The 15,282-nt window shown below is 64.5% G+C and carries 14 protein-coding genes and 1 pseudogene; 6 read left to right on the top strand and 9 right to left on the bottom strand.

Annotation, left to right across the window (positions count from 1 at the left end; genetic code table 11):
- Window positions 1-14 precede the first annotated feature (14 nt).
- Window positions 15-1,307 (bottom strand): sensor histidine kinase, encoded by a 1,293-nt coding sequence (locus tag VGU65_RS13490; RefSeq protein WP_327476531.1) that lies wholly within the window; start codon window positions 1,305-1,307, stop codon window positions 15-17.
- Between the two features lie 301 nt (window positions 1,308-1,608).
- Here VGU65_RS13490 and VGU65_RS13485 point away from each other — a divergent pair, with 301 nt between their 5' ends.
- Together VGU65_RS13485 and VGU65_RS13480 are read left to right on the top strand one after the other, a co-directional pair.
- Window positions 1,609-2,154, top strand: a complete 546-nt coding sequence (locus VGU65_RS13485) for a DsbA family protein (protein WP_327476529.1) — start codon at window positions 1,609-1,611, stop codon at window positions 2,152-2,154.
- Between the two features lie 254 nt (window positions 2,155-2,408).
- Window positions 2,409-3,353 (top strand): DUF5996 family protein, encoded by a 945-nt coding sequence (locus VGU65_RS13480; protein ID WP_327476527.1) that lies wholly within the window; start codon window positions 2,409-2,411, stop codon window positions 3,351-3,353.
- A gap of 262 nt (window positions 3,354-3,615) precedes the next feature.
- Here VGU65_RS13480 and VGU65_RS13475 read toward each other — a convergent pair whose 3' ends face one another.
- Both VGU65_RS13475 and VGU65_RS13470 read right to left on the bottom strand, forming a co-directional pair.
- On the bottom strand, window positions 3,616-4,020 hold the full coding sequence (locus VGU65_RS13475; RefSeq protein WP_327476525.1) for a hypothetical protein: 405 nt from the start codon (window positions 4,018-4,020) through the stop codon (window positions 3,616-3,618).
- Complete coding sequence (locus VGU65_RS13470; protein WP_327476523.1) at window positions 4,017-4,772, bottom strand: nucleotidyltransferase domain-containing protein; 756 nt, start codon at window positions 4,770-4,772, stop codon at window positions 4,017-4,019. Before VGU65_RS13470 ends, VGU65_RS13475 begins: the two co-directional genes overlap by 4 nt.
- Before the next feature lie 167 nt (window positions 4,773-4,939).
- Here VGU65_RS13470 and VGU65_RS13465 point away from each other — a divergent pair, with 167 nt between their 5' ends.
- Window positions 4,940-5,353, top strand: coding sequence for a BLUF domain-containing protein (locus tag VGU65_RS13465; protein ID WP_327476521.1), 414 nt, complete (start codon window positions 4,940-4,942; stop codon window positions 5,351-5,353).
- Window positions 5,354-5,476: 123 nt separating this feature from the next.
- On the opposite strand, the gene VGU65_RS13460 is transcribed toward VGU65_RS13465, so the two are convergent.
- The 6 genes and pseudogenes from VGU65_RS13460 to VGU65_RS13440 all read right to left on the bottom strand — a co-directional run bounded on the left by VGU65_RS13460 (window position 5,477) and on the right by VGU65_RS13440 (window position 12,083).
- Window positions 5,477-5,620 carry a hypothetical protein gene (locus tag VGU65_RS13460; RefSeq protein ID WP_327476519.1) on the bottom strand — a complete coding sequence of 48 codons (144 nt, stop codon included), beginning with the start codon at window positions 5,618-5,620 and terminating at the stop codon, window positions 5,477-5,479.
- Window positions 5,621-6,313: 693 nt separating this feature from the next.
- On the bottom strand, window positions 6,314-6,751 hold the full coding sequence (locus VGU65_RS13455) for a hypothetical protein (protein WP_327476518.1): 438 nt from the start codon (window positions 6,749-6,751) through the stop codon (window positions 6,314-6,316).
- Between the two features lie 91 nt (window positions 6,752-6,842).
- Window positions 6,843-8,351 (bottom strand): hypothetical protein, encoded by a 1,509-nt coding sequence (locus tag VGU65_RS13450; protein ID WP_327476517.1) that lies wholly within the window; start codon window positions 8,349-8,351, stop codon window positions 6,843-6,845.
- A gap of 63 nt (window positions 8,352-8,414) precedes the next feature.
- Window positions 8,415-8,480, bottom strand: a pseudogene (locus tag VGU65_RS15685) (SEC-C metal-binding domain-containing protein); the annotation flags it as partial.
- Between the two features lie 47 nt (window positions 8,481-8,527).
- Window positions 8,528-10,198: a urocanate hydratase gene (gene hutU, locus VGU65_RS13445; protein WP_327476516.1), complete on the bottom strand. Its 1,671-nt coding sequence runs from the start codon at window positions 10,196-10,198 to the stop codon at window positions 8,528-8,530.
- A 502-nt stretch (window positions 10,199-10,700) separates the two neighbouring features.
- On the bottom strand, window positions 10,701-12,083 hold the full coding sequence (locus tag VGU65_RS13440) for a class II fumarate hydratase (protein WP_327476515.1): 1,383 nt from the start codon (window positions 12,081-12,083) through the stop codon (window positions 10,701-10,703).
- Between the two features lie 100 nt (window positions 12,084-12,183).
- Here VGU65_RS13440 and purB point away from each other — a divergent pair, with 100 nt between their 5' ends.
- The 3 genes from purB to VGU65_RS13425 are packed head-to-tail and all read left to right on the top strand — an operon-like array spanning window position 12,184 to window position 15,202.
- Window positions 12,184-13,551 carry an adenylosuccinate lyase gene (gene purB / locus VGU65_RS13435; protein ID WP_327476514.1) on the top strand — a complete coding sequence of 456 codons (1,368 nt, stop codon included), beginning with the start codon at window positions 12,184-12,186 and terminating at the stop codon, window positions 13,549-13,551.
- Between the two features lie 44 nt (window positions 13,552-13,595).
- On the top strand, window positions 13,596-13,973 hold the full coding sequence (locus VGU65_RS13430) for a BlaI/MecI/CopY family transcriptional regulator (protein ID WP_327476512.1): 378 nt from the start codon (window positions 13,596-13,598) through the stop codon (window positions 13,971-13,973).
- On the top strand, window positions 13,970-15,202 hold the full coding sequence (locus tag VGU65_RS13425; RefSeq protein WP_327476510.1) for a M56 family metallopeptidase: 1,233 nt from the start codon (window positions 13,970-13,972) through the stop codon (window positions 15,200-15,202). Before VGU65_RS13430 ends, VGU65_RS13425 begins: the two co-directional genes overlap by 4 nt.
- Window positions 15,203-15,282 lie beyond the last annotated feature (80 nt).

Raw genomic sequence — 15,282 nt, 5'->3', positions numbered from 1 at the left:
CCCTGGCACCTTTTTTATTCAAGCGCCGCCATCGGCAGCTCGATCTCCAGCACCAGCCCTGCCGGCTGCCAATCCTGCCGGAGCGTGCCGCCAAGCTGCCGGGTCACGGAGTTCGAGACCAGGGTGGCCCCGAAGCCGGAATGGCCAGGCGCGGCCTCGATCAGCGGCCCTCCACTCTCCACCCAACGCAGTAGCAGGTTGCCATCCTCTTCCCGCCACTCGATGGCGACCCGGCCAGCCTCGGTGGAGAGGGCACCGTACTTGGCTGCGTTGGTCGCCAGCTCGTGGAAGACGAGCGCAAGAGCCGTCGTGCTGCGCTGGCCGCAGGAAAGCGGCGCTCCACGGATGATGCATCGCGTCGACTCGTTACCGGGCTGGCCTTCGTGCGGCTTCATGATGTCCCGGATCAGGCCAGCCAGGTCCGATCCCGTGGCGGTGGCCTGGGTCGAGGCGAAACCGCGGCGCACCAACCCGTGGGCGCGCTGCAGCGCGCCGAGCCGTCCCAGCAGCGTATCGGCCAGTTCGCCTGCGCTGCCGGCGTGGCGTGCGCTCATGCGGACCAGGCTGTGGGTCATCGCGAACAGGTTCTGGATGCGGTGGTTCATCTCCCGCGTGAGCATCTCCTGCTCGTCGAGTGCCTGGCGCAGGTGCTGCTCGCTGCGCACCATGCGCAGGGCGATATCCACGAACGAGGCGAATTCGCTCAGGACGCGGGCATGCTCACCATCGAAGTGCCCGTTGCTTTCCGCGACCACCCAAAGCGTACCCAGCGGCGCCTCGTTGCCGACGTACAGCGGCACGAGCAATACCTCCGGCAGCGACATGCCCGCTTCGGCCAGCCAGTCGTAGAGCTTTTCGGGGTTCTGGGCGAGCACGGGGGCGCGCTGGTCCAGCGTGATGCCGCAGGGGCTGTAGTCGCGCGGCGCCGTCCCGCCGACCAAGGGCGCCAGCTTGCCGCGCAAAAAGTGCCAGCGAAAGACGGCGGGCGTGGACGCTTCCTCGTAGAGGCTCAATCCGCCGGTCGTCGCGCCTGTCGTCTCCAGGGCGAGGTCGACCAGCCGCGGAAGGAGCTCGTCGGGGCTGCCGGCCATGCGCCCCGCCAGGTCCTGCAGCGCGGCCTTCTCCTGCCGGTAGTCGACCTTGCGGGGGACCCGGGCGTACAACTTGGGGGTAATGAAGACCTCGGTATCGGCAGCTTGTACGGCAGGCGACGGGTACATGCCTTGGTCCTTGTCGGTCGCGGCAGAACGGTGGGCACGACAGGCGACCTCGGTACCGCAAGGATCTCGACCGGCCAATGCGGACATTGCCACGAAAGGGCAACAGGCATGAGGTCGCGGCCCGGTGCGCCGCGCGTGCCGACCATGATGGGGCAGTTTGGCAGGAGACCACAAGGACACGGGGCCGCATCCTGTCCGTCGCAGGCGCAGACCCAGCGCACGGGATCGGGCGACCCACCGCTTCCCGGATGTTGAAGGCACGCGGCGAAGTGAGCCCGCCCCCGTTTCCCCGCCTCTGCTATTCCTCACCGCCAGTCGACGCCTCGACAACCCGCTCCCCTCCAGGCTGTGCTTTTCGTCCTGCGGACGGCCAGACGGCCCTCGACCGATGAATGCACACGACGCCACGCTGACTGATCCGGTTTCACACGACGACCATGTCCAGGGCAGCCCGGACGCCGCGGTCACCGTGATCGAGTACGGCGACTACCAATGCCGCTACTGCGCGATGGCGCATCCCATGGTCAAGCAGCTGCAGCAACAGTATGGGGAGGACCTGCGCCTGGTCTTCCGGCACTTTCCGCTCACCGGGATGCATGAGCTGGCGATGCCGGCGGCCCAGGTCGCCGAGGCGGTCGGCCTGCGCGGCGACTTCTGGGCCATGCACGACTGGCTCTACGACAATCACGACCGATGGGTGGCCGAAGGCGTCCCGGGCCTCCAGCAAGGGCTGCGGGAGCTTGGCGTCGACGAGACCGCCATCGCCCGAGCCATCGAAAGCGGCGAGCCCGCCGAGCGCGTAGGCCGGGACATGCAAAGCGGACAGCGAAGTGGCGTGAACAGCACGCCCTCCTTCTTCGTCAACGGGCGGCTGTTCGAAGGCGACTCCCGCGCGCTGGGTCGGCAGATCGAGGGGGCACTGGCGGGGCGGTGATTCCCTGGGCCAAGGAGCCAGGCGGAAGGATGGTCCTGGTCGGGGGCCGCGAAGCGTCGATCCGGGAACGGCGGAGCGGGCAAGGCTCACTCCGAGCGCGAGGTGCAAGAAAGTGCGAAGCCAGGGGCCTGATTTAGGGAGTTGTCCCTGACACCCTTTGTCCTTCTCCACGATCCCATGCGGCCCCCGTAACGGCTAGCACCCTACCCTCAGCTTCCCGCACGACCTGTGGCAACGGGTATCGGAGGTGCCGCATGACGGACGACGACCGGGCCTGGCCGTCCTTGCCATACGCCTCTTGGAAGGACACCTACGCAACCCTGCATCTGTATTCGCAGATGGTGGGCAAGGTGGCGCTGGCGCTGGCGCCGCCGCTCAACCATTGCTGGGGCGTGGCGCTGCACGTGACTGCGCGCGGCCTGTCCACCGGCATGCTGCCGCATGGCTCACGCTCGTTTACGCTCGCCTTCGACTTCCTCGATCACGTCCTGCAGATCGACTGCACCGACGGTGCGACACGAAGGCTGCCGCTGGCATCACACAGCATCGGCGCGTTCTACAGAGCGCTGATGGAGGCGCTCGCGGACATGGACCTCGCGGTGCGGATCTGGCCAGTGACGGTCGAGATGCCCACGCCGGTACGGCTGGACGACGACAGCCGGCCGGCTATCTACGACGGCGCCTGGGCGCAGCGGTTCTGGCGCATCCTGGTTAGGGTCGACCGCGTGTTCGCCTCGTGGCGCTGCGGCTATGCCGGCAAGAGCAGCCCGGTCAATTTCTTCTGGGGCAGCTTCGACCTGGCGGTGACCCGGTTCTCCGGGCGCCGGGCGCCGCCGCGCAGCGGGCCGGCGTTCGAGCGCGACGCCTACTCGCACGAAGTGATCAGCCACGGCTTCTGGCCCGGCGACGCACGACTCCCGGAAGCGGCGTTCTACGCCTATGCCGTGCCACAGCCGGCGGGACTGGCCGAGGCAGCCGTGCAGCCCCCACAGGCCTATTTCCACCCGGAGCTGAGCGAATTCATCCTGCCCTATCAGGCAGTCCAGGAGGCCGCATCCCCCGAACAGATGCTCCGGGCGTTTCTGCAAAGCACCTGGGATCAGGCAGCCGAGTTGGGCCATTGGGATCGTGCCGCACTGGAACGGCGGCAAGGAGAGGAACCGAAGGAGCCAGGTTCATTCAGCAACACGGAAAAATGAACCCGGGCCAGCCCAGAGGCAATTACTGCTATTTGATTGCTTCGCCCCTTTCTTGGGTCGACGCTCGGCCAGTCCGGATCGAGAAGTGCACTATGACCCGCATTTTCGCTTCGCTAGGTGTACAGAAGACCTATCAGCGCAACTAACAAGACAAACCCGCCAACCGTAGTCGCGAACGAAGCGCTACCTGTAGCCACATAGCATGCACACCAGATCGCGGAAAGGACGAAGCAAGGCAGCAGCGCTCACCTAACGACCGACTTCATTCCATCCTCTTGCCGTCAAGTTGCACTGCCACCACTTCGGCGGCTGCAATCACGTCCAACACCAGCCGTTCCGGTACATCGACGTGTCCCTCGTACTCGGCGAGGTTGCGCGCGTCATGCGCCTTGGCGAGCACGCGCCAGACCTCCGGGCCGAGACCCAGCGTGTGCGGCAGCCCCTGGAACACGATGTAGCGGTGCCTTGGTCGAAAGCCCTTCCGACGCAACGCCGCAAGGCACAGCGCATGCGCGGCGTTATAGGCAAGGTCGAAGCGACTTTCCAGCGAGAGGCTGGCCTTGCGCGCATCACCGAGGCGCGTGTGGCCGGAGCGGATCAGGCCGGCGATCTCGGCAGCATCCGGCGGTTCGACAGCCAGGGCCTTGCCGGAGCCGGAGGTTTTCAAGCGCCGAGGCCATCAGCGCTCCCCATCAGATCGATTCGCGGCTGGGCAAGCACCCGGGTAACGAAGCTGTTGCCGGCCTCCACGCGCGAGCGCCACTCGTCCAGGCTGTAGATGGTGGGATTGATCTCACGCCCCAATTGGTCGGAGACATCGTGCAGCGCGGCCATCGCCTCCGCATAGGTCAGCGTGTCCGAAATCAGCATCAGGTCGACGTCGCTGGACGCGGTATCGCTGCGCTTGGCCACGGAGCCGTACACGAAAGCCGCCTGGATGCGGTCCGCCAAAGGCGCCAAGGCTTGGCGCAGCGGCTCGGCCAGCCCGAAGGTCTTGCGGACGATGGCCACCAACTCATCATGGATCGGGCAATCGGGGTTGGCGCGGTAGTGCTTCTGGTTGCCGACCTGCTCCAGCGCGAGCAACCCACTGCCGGCCAGGCGGGCCACCTCGCGCTGCACCGCCCCGCTGCCCGCGCCGGTGGTGTTCTTGAGGTCGCTGATGGTGAAGCTGCGCTCGGGCTGGCCGAAAAGGCAGCCGAGCACGCGCTGCTGGGTCGTGGTGAAAAGCGCATCGGAAAGGTTGGCCTGCGCATAAAGCGCAGCCGCCTCGCTGATTCTCCCCCTAGTCTTCGTGCCCATATCGGGCATATTAATGCCCAGATTGGGCACGAGCAAGTATCCCCATGATCGCTCCTGACCCGCCGAAGCAACACGTGCGCTTTGACGTTCCTGCCAGGTCGCAAGTTGACGGGTCACAAGCGACGCAACGCTATGGACGCCTTTCTCAGCTCCGCTAGACGTCCGGGCCGAGGTCCCAAAAATGTCCTTGGCACCTTTGTTCCTCTGTTCGGTCCGGTCATCCAATTCCGCGCCTCGTTCGTATGACGCCCTGGATCGTCACCTCGCCCCAACCAGGATCTGTCATGTCGATAAACCAGCTCGTGTACCTCAGCGAGGCAGTGCAGAAGATGTCCCGCCAGGATCTGTTGTCGATCCAGGAGCAGGCCAAACAAAACAACGAGCCGATCGATGTCACGGGCAGTCTGCTCTACAACGGGGGCTGGTTCCTGCAGATCCTCGAAGGCCCGCTGGTCACCCTCACCAGCCTGTATCACAGGATCGAAAAAGACCCGCGGCACAGGAACACCCGCATCATCTACAACGAGCCGGCCAGGTTCCGCACCTTCGGTCGCTGGAGCATGAACATGATCAACCTGGAGGATCGACAGGCGGACAAGTACACCGAGCTGGTCGAAGTCATCGAAGCGGCCAAGACCGACCGCAAGATCGGCGCCGCCTCTCCGGCCGCTACGGTGCTCAAGATCTTCCAGAACTGAGCGTTTCGCGCGCGACGGCTCCGACTGGGCCCGTCGCGCGCCGCGGTATTCGCTTTCCCTATTGCAGCCGCGCAATGAGCAAGCCGATAAACACGAGCACCGGTCGGTCACGCATACGCGACATCAACGCCTAATTGTCCCTGACACCTTTTTTCTTTTGCGACCATAACGATTTTCTTTGAAACCAAGGGCGCGATCGATCAGCGCATGGCCGACGACCTCAAGGAATGGGCTAAAAAACACCTGAGTAATTTCGGCGTAGTCCATCAAGCCCAGATCGTCATTGTAGCAGTCCAAGGACGCAAACAATGGGATCATCAGAGTCGACTTTAAACTCTGACCCCAGTCCTAGCAGGCTCAACTGAGGGATTAACAACTTAATTGCCCCCTTTTTTTGCCTCAACGGGGATGGAAGAAATTATTGCCATTTAATTGGCTCCGTCCCCTATTTTTAAGCGCAAGATAAGTGACACTGACTCCGTTCCGGATGTCCGATTTTTATCTTTTGTCAGCCTTCTTAGCGGCCTTCTCAGCCCTCTTCTCCTTCGGCGTCTTCAGCGGCTTCTTTTTGTCGCTCTTCTTCTGATCCATACCTTTCATGAGTGCATCCTCGTTTGTTTTGTGAGTGGATTGGATGTTTACGAAGCAGCCGGACCACGCGGCCTTCTACGGGGCCTGCGATCGCAGACTGATCGAAGACGATCGTGTCGGCAAGAACAAGGAGTCAAAATGGAGACTGGGCAAATTAATCCGATGACCGGCACATTTAATTGGCCACGTCCCCTTTATTTCGCCTTTCAAACTAGTCTTGAGCCCCGCCCCCTTAAACTGACCATCACCATAGACAAATTCGATCAGCAAAAATGAGTATCTAAACGAATCTATATAGCGCCCTTCCGAAAACGCACTCCTTGCCGCCGAGATCAGCGCCGCTTCGAACTTGGGCCCAGCAGCCTTTTCTCACGCCCATATTGCTCGCGTCAACATATCAAATGGCAAGTAGAGCGGCTCATTGTGCTTACCTACCCTCATTGATTTGACGGGTATTAGTTCCTCCTCATCAGACGTCTCGCCCTCATACCTTACATCAATATCATCTAGTAAAAATTCAATACCAAAATAACACTGTAGAAAGCTCTTTGCGTCATTAAGCGTATTTTTTACGAATGGCAGCAATTTGTCTCTGATCGAAATTGAATACCTAGCTTCACCGCCGCTCACCTCCTCGATTGCGGGAGCCTCGCCCAGCGGTCGACCGTTGAAAACGACCTCGATGGTCTTTGCGAGTCCACCCTCTTCCCGAACCAGACAGACACCACCGAGCATCGGGAACTCCCAATGATCGGAAATAATGAGCGCTTTAGCGTCGTCTATTGGTATCACGTAGCGAATGCGCACCCAACACCTCGTCCATTAATAAGTTGCCCCCTCCATGTTATTGCCTGAATCTTTTAAACGAATGCTCCGCGACTACGCTCTCATTCGTTCACTACTTCGTCTTCCTGCCGCGAAGGCGATGGTGCCAAACCGGGGGATCGAACCCTCGGCTGCCGCTGACCGCCGCAACCGTCAAACGGTAGGCGTACTCTTTTGCCAACTCAGGCTGCGACATGCCGCGCAATCGATCGATGTCCGTAGCGGCGGCCATCAGGTTTAGCAAGGTTTCTCGCGGAGTGGTGCGGTACCCGCTCATAAAAAAGTCAAACATATCCATTGCGCTCTTGGCCTCGCGATGGTGGGAGCGCAACTCACCGAAAAATGTTTCGGGATGGCTGTTCCACGCAGACAATTCTTGCTGCGACAAGGGGAACTTCACCATGATCCGTTGTTCGTCAGCCAGACGAAGAATCGCTGCCGCGCACTCCTCCTGTTCGACCACTGTCGCTTCTTCTAGAACACCCACCTCGCCGCTAGGAAGTTGATAGGACCTTCCAATCAACAACCTGTTACCTTCGTCAATCGAGGGGAGTCCGCCGTCGAAGGTAACGGGAATCCTTGTGTGCTGCTCCAGAGACTGCCACAACCTTTCAATCTCCAGGTCACTTTCTCGACGATTAATGGCCTCGCGAAGGTCCATAATTTCGCCAGTGCGATATCTGCTGTCCTTGAATCCTTCTAGCGCTACCCCAACAGTAGCGGACCCTTCGAGCACTTCATACAGCTTCAAATGCTCCGCAAAGTTTGAGATAAAGACCAGTGCAGACGACAGCTCTGCCGCCTTGGGCTGAAGTTCAAACGTGCGCAGGTGGTTCAAGGCCCATCCGACCCATCCACCGTTTATTCGGTCCATAGAGGCATTAGCGGCATTCATCTCCACAAAAATCAGCCGCTCAAGATTCGTTTTTTTCTTCAAAGCGGCACTTAAGAGATGCGCAAAAGAAGGCGGAGATTTGTCCGATGTGGGCTGGCGCATCTTGCATTCCACCCAAAATGAGCGGCCTGTGCTGGGAAAGGTTGCGACGAACTCCGCATGCCCGCCCGTTTTACCCGCACGCTCCTCCTCCCACCGAACGTCAAATCCCGCACGCAGCATTATTCCCGCCGCCCGCGCCTCATGCCGAGCTCCAAAAAATTGGTCTGAGTGCCTCATACGCGACAGAATCCGTGCGAACGCTCGCTTGTCGCTGTCCGTATTCGCGTGATGCTCAATTAGGTACAGGTCGTATGCGAGGCTAAAAACAGCCATGGCAGCGCCATAGTTCGGCATCTCATTAATGCCCTCGGGGTCTGTCGTATGCCTTCGTATGAGGGTGTCGAGGGCAGTAAGCCATCCAAACAGCGGATGCCGGTCTTGCTCTGGGAGCTGGAGCTCAGCCTCCCCCCAATGCAAGCCGAATGAATGTTTGAGATACCAGAGCAGAAAATCTTGGAAGGTTGTCCATTTGCCCCACGCAACCCTGGCCCCAATGGCAACGAAACGCATCCCGTTGCTCACTTCCGAAATGATTGGCCTGCCCAATCCCTGCTGCTTGATACGTTGGAATTGAAGCGTCTCCATCTCCCGCAACTTTGCTTCGATGTGGGGCGGCATATCAATTAACGGAGGGTTGCCGGCAATACCGCCGTGACAACGCTTATACTTTTTTCCACTCCCACAAGAGCAAGGTTCGTTTCGACCTATCTTCATAACGTCCCCAAAACGATGAGGATGATCAGCCCTGCCGCTTGATGTGCTTAGATCATAGGCAGCTTCAACGCTTGCTGTCTGGCGCACTCAACCGCGATGTCATATCCCGCGTCCGCATGTCGCATGACGCCTGTCCCCGGGTCATTCCACAACACCTTCGCAATCCGCTTATCCGCCGCCTCACTGCCATCGCAAACGATCACCACCCCCGAGTGCTGGCTGTAACCCATCCCCACGCCACCACCGTGATGCAGTGACACCCAGGTCGCGCCACCCGCCGTATTGAGCATGGCATTGAGCAACGGCCAATCCGACACGGCATCACTCCCATCCTTCATCGCCTCGGTCTCGCGATTGGGGCTGGCGACGGAGCCGGAGTCGAGGTGGTCACGGCCAATGACAACAGGCGCCTTCAACTCCCCCTTCCGCACCATCTCATTGAACGCCAGCCCCAGCTTGTCCCGCTGCCCCAACCCCACCCAGCAAATCCGCGCCGGCAACCCCTGGAAGCTGATCCGCTGCTCGGCCATGTCCAGCCAGTTGTGCAGGTGCTTGTCGTCGGGGGTCAGTTCCTTGACCTTCTGGTCGGTCTTGTAGATGTCTTCCGGGTCGCCCGAGAGCGCGACCCAGCGGAACGGGCCGATGCCGCGGCAGAACAGCGGGCGCACGAAGGCGGGCACGAAGCCGGGGAAGGCGAAGGCGTTCTCACAGCCTTCGTCCTTGGCCATCTGGCGGATGTTGTTGCCGTAGTCGAAGGTGGGGATGCCCTTGGCGTGGAAGGCGAGCATGGCTTCCACGTGCTGCTTCATCGAGCGCTTGGCCGCGTCGCGGGTGCCGTTGGGGTCGCTCTTGCGGCGCTCGAACCACTCTTCCACCGTCCAGCCGAGCGGCAGGTAGCCGTTGACCGGGTCGTGTGCGCTGGTCTGGTCGGTGACGGCGTCCGGCCGCACGCCGCGGCGCACCAGCTCGGGCAGGACTTCCGCCGCATTACCCAGCAAGGCGATGGATTTTGCTTCGCCGGCCTGGGTGTACTTCTCGATGCGCGCCAGCGCGTCGTCCAGGTCGGTGGCCTGCTCGTCGACGTAGCGGGTCTTCAGGCGGAAGTCGATGCGGCTCTGCTGGCATTCGATGGTGAGCGAGCAGGCGCCGGCCAGGCTCGCGGCCAGCGGCTGCGCGCCGCCCATGCCCCCTAAGCCCGCGGTGAGGATCCACTTGCCATTGAGGCTGCCGTTGTAGTGCTGGCGGCCCATTTCCACGAAGGTTTCGTAGGTGCCCTGCACGATGCCCTGCGAGCCGATGTAGATCCAGCTGCCGGCCGTCATCTGGCCGTACATCATCAGGCCCTTCTTATCGAGCTCGTTGAAGTGCTCCCAGTTGGCCCAGGCCGGCACCAGGTTGGAGTTGGCGATGAGCACGCGCGGGGCGTCCGGGTGGGTCGGGAACACGCCGACCGGCTTGCCGGACTGCACCAGCAGGGTTTCGTCGTCCTCGAGTTCGCGCAGGCTGCGCAGGATGGCGTCGAAGCATTCCCAGTTGCGCGCGGCGCGGCCGATGCCACCGTAGACCACCAGCTCCGCGGGGTTCTCCGCCACCTCGGGGTCGAGGTTGTTCTGGATCATCCGGTATGGCGCCTCGGTGAGCCAGCTCTTGCAGGTGAGCGTGCTGCCGCGCGGGGCGCGGATGGTGCGGGTGGTGTCGATGCGGGTGGGGGCGTTCATGGCCGGGCTCTCTTTCAGGCAGACGGCCGAGTATAGCCAGCGGGCAGCGGGGCTCTGCTTGGGTGGGCGGGGTTGCGCCGAGGTGATGTGTTGCGCGCGGAGGCGGCCGTTTGCTGCCGGTTGTTCTGCTGTCGGGCGGCGATGCTGCTGGGTGGGGGCAAGGGCCTCCCCCTCTCCCCAGCCCTCTCCCCCGGCGGGGCCGGGGGAGAGGGGGTTCAGCGGGCTTTGCCTTGTGCGTTATTCGCCGGGGGTGTCGCCGTGAGGGAGAGGGAGTGGATCGGGCGTTTTGCGGCCAATCGCCCGTGGGGGTGTGGCGTTTGCTGCCGGTTGTTCTGCTGGCGGGCGGTGGGGTGGCGATGCTGTTGGGCCGGAGCAAGGGCCTCCCCCTCTCCCCAGCCCTCTCCCCCGGCGGGGCCGGGGGAGAGGGAGTTCAGCGGGCTTCGCCTTGTGCGTTATTCGCCGGGGTGCCGCCGAGAGGGAGTGGATGCGGCGTCTTGGGTGTCTATTCGCCGTGGATGCCGCCGCGGGTCAGGGCGGTGGGGTCGAGCAGTTTCTGGAGTTCGTCCTTCGACAGGCCGGTGGTTTCCAGCGCCACGTCCATGATCGGGCGCTTCTGCTTGTAGGCCTGCTTGGCGGTGGCGGCGCCCTTTTCGTAGCCGATCACCGGATTGAGCGCGGTGACCAGGATGGGGTTCATCGCCAGCGCCTGGTTGACGCGCTCGCGGTTGACCTTGAAGCCGGCGATGGCCTTGTCGGCGAGCAGCCGGCTGACGTTGCCCAGCAGCTCGATCGACTGCAGCAGGTTGTAGGCGATCATCGGCAGCATCACGTTGAGCTGGAAGTTGCCGGACTGCCCGCCGATGGTGATCGCCGCGTCGTTGCCGATCACCTGCGCGGCGACCATGGCGGTGGCTTCCGGGATCACCGGGTTGACCTTGCCGGGCATGATCGAGGAGCCGGGCTGCAGCGCGGGCAGCTCGATCTCGCCCAGGCCGGCCAGGGGGCCGGAGTTCATCCAGCGCAGGTCGTTGGCGATCTTCATGAGCGCGACGGCGAGCGTCTTGAGCGCGCCGGAGAGTTCCACGGCGGCGTCCTGGCTGGCCATGCCCTCGAAGAAGTTCTCCGCCGATTCGAAGCGCACGCCGGTGAGCGTCTTGAGTTCCTTCGCCACCGCGGGGCCGAACTTGGGGTCGGCGTTGATGCCGGTGCCGACGGCGGTGCCACCCTGCGGCAGGCGGCGCATGCGCTTCAACGCATCCTCGATGCGCTCGATGGACGAGATGATCTGCGCGGACCAGCCGGACAGCTCCTGGCCGAAGGTCACCGGCATGGCGTCCATCAGGTGGGTGCGGCCGGTCTTGGGCACGTTCCTGAGTTCGCGCGCGCGCTTGTCGATGGCCTTCTTGAGGTGCCTGAGCGCCGGCAGCAGGCGTTCGCTGGCGGCGAGCGTGGCGCTGACGTGGATCGCGGTGGGGATCACGTCGTTCGAACTCTGGCCATAGTTGACGTGGTCATTGGGGTGCACCTTGGCCCCGCCCTGCGCGGCGAGGTGGGCGATCACCTCGTTGGCGTTCATGTTGGTGCTGGTGCCCGAGCCGGTCTGGAACACGTCGATCGGGAACTGCGCGTCGTAGCGGCCCTCGGCCACCGCCAGCGCGGCCTGGCGGATGGCCGTGGCCTGCCCCTTCCTGAGGTGACCGAGCCCGAGATTGGCGGACGCCGCCGCGGCCTTGATCAGGCCCAGCGCGCGGATGAAGTCGCGCGGAAGGGCCAGGCCGGAGATCGGGAAGTTGTCGATCGCGCGCTGGGTCTGCGCGCCGTACAGCGCGTCGGCAGGCACCTTCAGCTCGCCCATGCTGTCGTGCTCGATGCGGAAGTCGGCCATCGGTGGCTCCTCGGGCTTGGGGAAGGCGCCACTATAGGCCGGCGGCCATCACCGCGGCGGCAATGTAAAATGGCCGTTTCCCCTTTCCCGGAACGCACCGATGAGCAGCCACGCCCTCACCGCCCTGTCGCCGCTGGATGGCCGCTACGCCGGCAAGGTCGAGCCCCTGCGCCCGGTCTTCAGCGAGTTCGGCTTGATGCACCGGCGCGTCAAGGTGGAGATCGAATGGCTGCTGGCGCTGGCCGCCGAGCCGGCCGTGGTCGAACTGGCGCCCTTCTCCGGCACCCAGGTGGACCAGCTGCGCGCCATCGCCGAGGGCTTCAGCGTGGCCGACGGCGAGCGCGTCAAGGCGATCGAGGCGACCACCAACCACGACGTCAAGGCGATCGAGTACTTCATCAAGGAGCGCATCGGCGCCGATCCCGAGCTCGCGCAGGCCAAGGAGTTCGTGCACTTCGCCTGCACCAGCGAGGACATCAACAACCTCTCCTACGCGCTGATGCTGCGCGACGCGCGCGAAGGCGTGCTGCTGCCGATGCTCGACCGCGTGATCGCCCGCCTGCGCGAGATGGCGCACGCCAACGCCGCCCTGCCGATGCTCTCGCGCACGCACGGCCAGACCGCCTCGCCCAGCACGCTCGGCAAGGAACTGGCCAACGTGGTGGCGCGGCTGGAGCGCCAGCGCGCGCAACTGGCCGCGGTGGAGATCCCCGGCAAGATCAACGGCGCGGTGGGCAACTACAACGCCCATGCGATCACCTACCCGGAGGTGGACTGGCGCGCGTTCTCGCAGCGCTTCGTGCAGAGCCTGGGGCTGGACTACAACCCCTACACCACGCAGATCGAGCCGCACGACGGCGTGGCCGAGTACTGCGATGCGGTGCGCCGCGCCAACACCATCCTGATCGACCTGGCGCGCGACGTCTGGGGCTACATCTCGCTGGGCTACTTCAAGCAGGCGCTGAAGGCGGGCGAGGTCGGCTCCTCGACCATGCCGCACAAGGTCAACCCGATCGACTTCGAGAATGCCGAGGGCAACTTCGGGCTGGCCAATGCGCTGCTGGGCCACTTCGCCGAGAAGCTGCCGATCAGCCGCTGGCAGCGCGACCTGACCGATTCCACCGTGCTGCGCGCGCTGGGCACCGCCTTCGGTCACACGCTGGTGGCGCTGGAATCGCTGCAGAAGGGTCTGGGCAAGCTCACCGTCAACGCCGAGCGCCTCGCGGCGGACCTGGACGCGAGCTGGGAAGTGCTGGCCGAGGCCGTGCAGACGGTGATGCGCCGCTACGGCCTGCCCGAGCCCTACGAGCAGTTGAAGGCGCTGACCCGCGGCCAGGGCATCACGCGCGAATCCATGCGCCAGTTCATCGAGGGCCTGGACCTGCCCGCGGCGGCCCGGCAGCGGCTGCTGGAGCTCACGCCCGGCGGCTACACCGGCCTGGCGGCGGCGCTGGCGAAGGACATCTGATCCGCCGCTTGCCTGGGCTTGCGCACCGGATGCATGCTCGCCCGATGAAGCCGACCCTGCCCACCGCTGCGGAACTGGCGATCCTGCGCGTGCTCTGGGACCGGGGCCCGTGCACCGTGCGCGACGTGCACGAGGCGGTCTACGCCGACACCGACATCGGCTACACCAGCTCGCTCAAGATCATGCAGAACATGCTGGCCAAAGGGCTGGTGACGCGCAGCGAGGACGCCCGCCAGCACGTCTACGCCGCCGCGGTCTCCGAACGGCCGACCCTGAACCGCCTGGTGAGAGGCTGGATGGACAGCGCCTTCGCCGGATCGTCGCTGGCGCTGGCGATGCAGGCGCTCGATGCGCGCCCGGTCGCGCCGGAGGAACTGGCGCAGCTCAAGGCGATGATCCGCAAGCTCGAAGGCAAGTCGTGAACTTCTTCACCGCCGCCTACCTCGCCCGCCTCGGGCTATGGGGGCTGCTGGCCCTGGGTCTGCAGGGCGCCCTGGTGGCGCTGTCGTGGCTGGCCTGGGAGCGCACGGCGGCGGGCGCCACGGCGGCATCCCGCCATCGCCTGGCCTGCCTGCATTTCGCGGCGCTGCTCACGCTGCCGCTGCTGGCCCTCGTGATCCTCCATGCCACGGTGGCGACGATGGGCGTGCCGCCGCCGCGCGGCTCGCCGGTGGCCGGGCTTGCCGCGCAGATGGCCGGCTATCGCACGGTGCTGTGGCTGGCGCTGGCGCTGGCGGCCGCATGGCTGGCCGGCGTCGCCGCCATGCTGCTGCGCCTGGCAAAGGATGCAGGCCACGCCGCGCGGCTGCGCTGCGGCCCCGCGCCGGCGGCATGGGTCGCGGCGGTGGATCGGCTGGCGAGCGCGCGCGTCCGCGCCCTGCGCCTGCGCGTGCTGGTTGCCGAGGTCGCCTCGCCGCAGGTGTCCGGCCTGTGGCGGCCGGTGCTGCTGCTGCCGCCCGACTTCGCCACGCGCCTTGGCGCCGACGAACGCGACGCGGTGCTGCTGCACGAGCTGGCCCACCTGGAGCGCGGCGACTTCGGCTGGAACCTGCTGCAGCGGCTGGTGCTGGCGCTGCTGTGGTTCCATCCGGTGGCGTGGATGCTCTACCGCTGCGTGTCGCGCGAGCGGGAGCTGTGCTGCGACGCGCTGGCGGTGCGCCACGGCGCTTCCGCGGCGGGGCTGGCGCGGGCGCTGGTGTGCCTGGCCGAATCTCCGGCGCGTCCGGCCGCCGGCCTGCCGGTGGCGGCGCAGGGCAACCTTGCCGAGCGCGTCCACGGCCTGCTCGGGTCCCGCCGCCGCGACATGCCGTCGCTGCGCCGGCGCGCCGCCGCCGCGGTGCTGTCGGCCTGCTGCCTGCTGGCGCTCGGCGCCGCACGGCTGGGACAGGCCGACCCGGCGCTGGCGGACCTGTGCCACGCCAGCGCCTTTGGTTCCACGCTGTGGGTCTATGCGCACGATGGCGCCGGCTCGTTCGCGCTGCAGATACGCCATGGACGCGTCATCGGCGCGTCGGTGGAACGCCAGCCGCTGCCGCCCGAACGGATCCGGCAGCAAGGCAGCCGCGTCGCCCTGCTCGATGCGGAACGGACGACTATCCTCGCGCTCACCGTCACGCCGCAGGACCGCATCGAATGGACGGCTCGCCGCTGAGGCCTCCCGGGTCGGGTTGACACTTCTACGATGCGCGTCGTACAAACCGTACGACAATCATCGTAGAGTCCCCCCATGCA

This window comes from Frateuria sp. (assembly GCF_035943815.1).
Lineage (GTDB): Bacteria > Pseudomonadota > Gammaproteobacteria > Xanthomonadales > Rhodanobacteraceae > Frateuria_A.
This window is presented reverse-complemented; position numbering and strand designations above follow the sequence as displayed.

Excerpts from the sequence above, each read along its gene's own strand:
- VGU65_RS13485 (WP_327476529.1), top strand. The coding sequence starts at position 1,609 with ATGAATGCACACGACGCCACGCTGACTGATCCGGTTTCACACGACGAC.
- hutU (WP_327476516.1), bottom strand. The coding sequence starts at position 10,198 with ATGAACGCCCCCACCCGCATCGACACCACCCGCACCATCCGCGCCCCG.
- VGU65_RS13465 (WP_327476521.1), top strand. The coding sequence starts at position 4,940 with ATGTCGATAAACCAGCTCGTGTACCTCAGCGAGGCAGTGCAGAAGATG.
- VGU65_RS13440 (WP_327476515.1), bottom strand. The coding sequence starts at position 12,083 with ATGGCCGACTTCCGCATCGAGCACGACAGCATGGGCGAGCTGAAGGTG.
- VGU65_RS13480 (WP_327476527.1), top strand. The coding sequence starts at position 2,409 with ATGACGGACGACGACCGGGCCTGGCCGTCCTTGCCATACGCCTCTTGG.
- VGU65_RS13490 (WP_327476531.1), bottom strand. The coding sequence starts at position 1,307 with ATGTCCGCATTGGCCGGTCGAGATCCTTGCGGTACCGAGGTCGCCTGT.
- VGU65_RS13460 (WP_327476519.1), bottom strand. The coding sequence starts at position 5,620 with ATGGACTACGCCGAAATTACTCAGGTGTTTTTTAGCCCATTCCTTGAG.
- VGU65_RS13450 (WP_327476517.1), bottom strand. The coding sequence starts at position 8,351 with ATGGAGACGCTTCAATTCCAACGTATCAAGCAGCAGGGATTGGGCAGG.
- purB (WP_327476514.1), top strand. The coding sequence starts at position 12,184 with ATGAGCAGCCACGCCCTCACCGCCCTGTCGCCGCTGGATGGCCGCTAC.
- VGU65_RS13430 (WP_327476512.1), top strand. The coding sequence starts at position 13,596 with ATGAAGCCGACCCTGCCCACCGCTGCGGAACTGGCGATCCTGCGCGTG.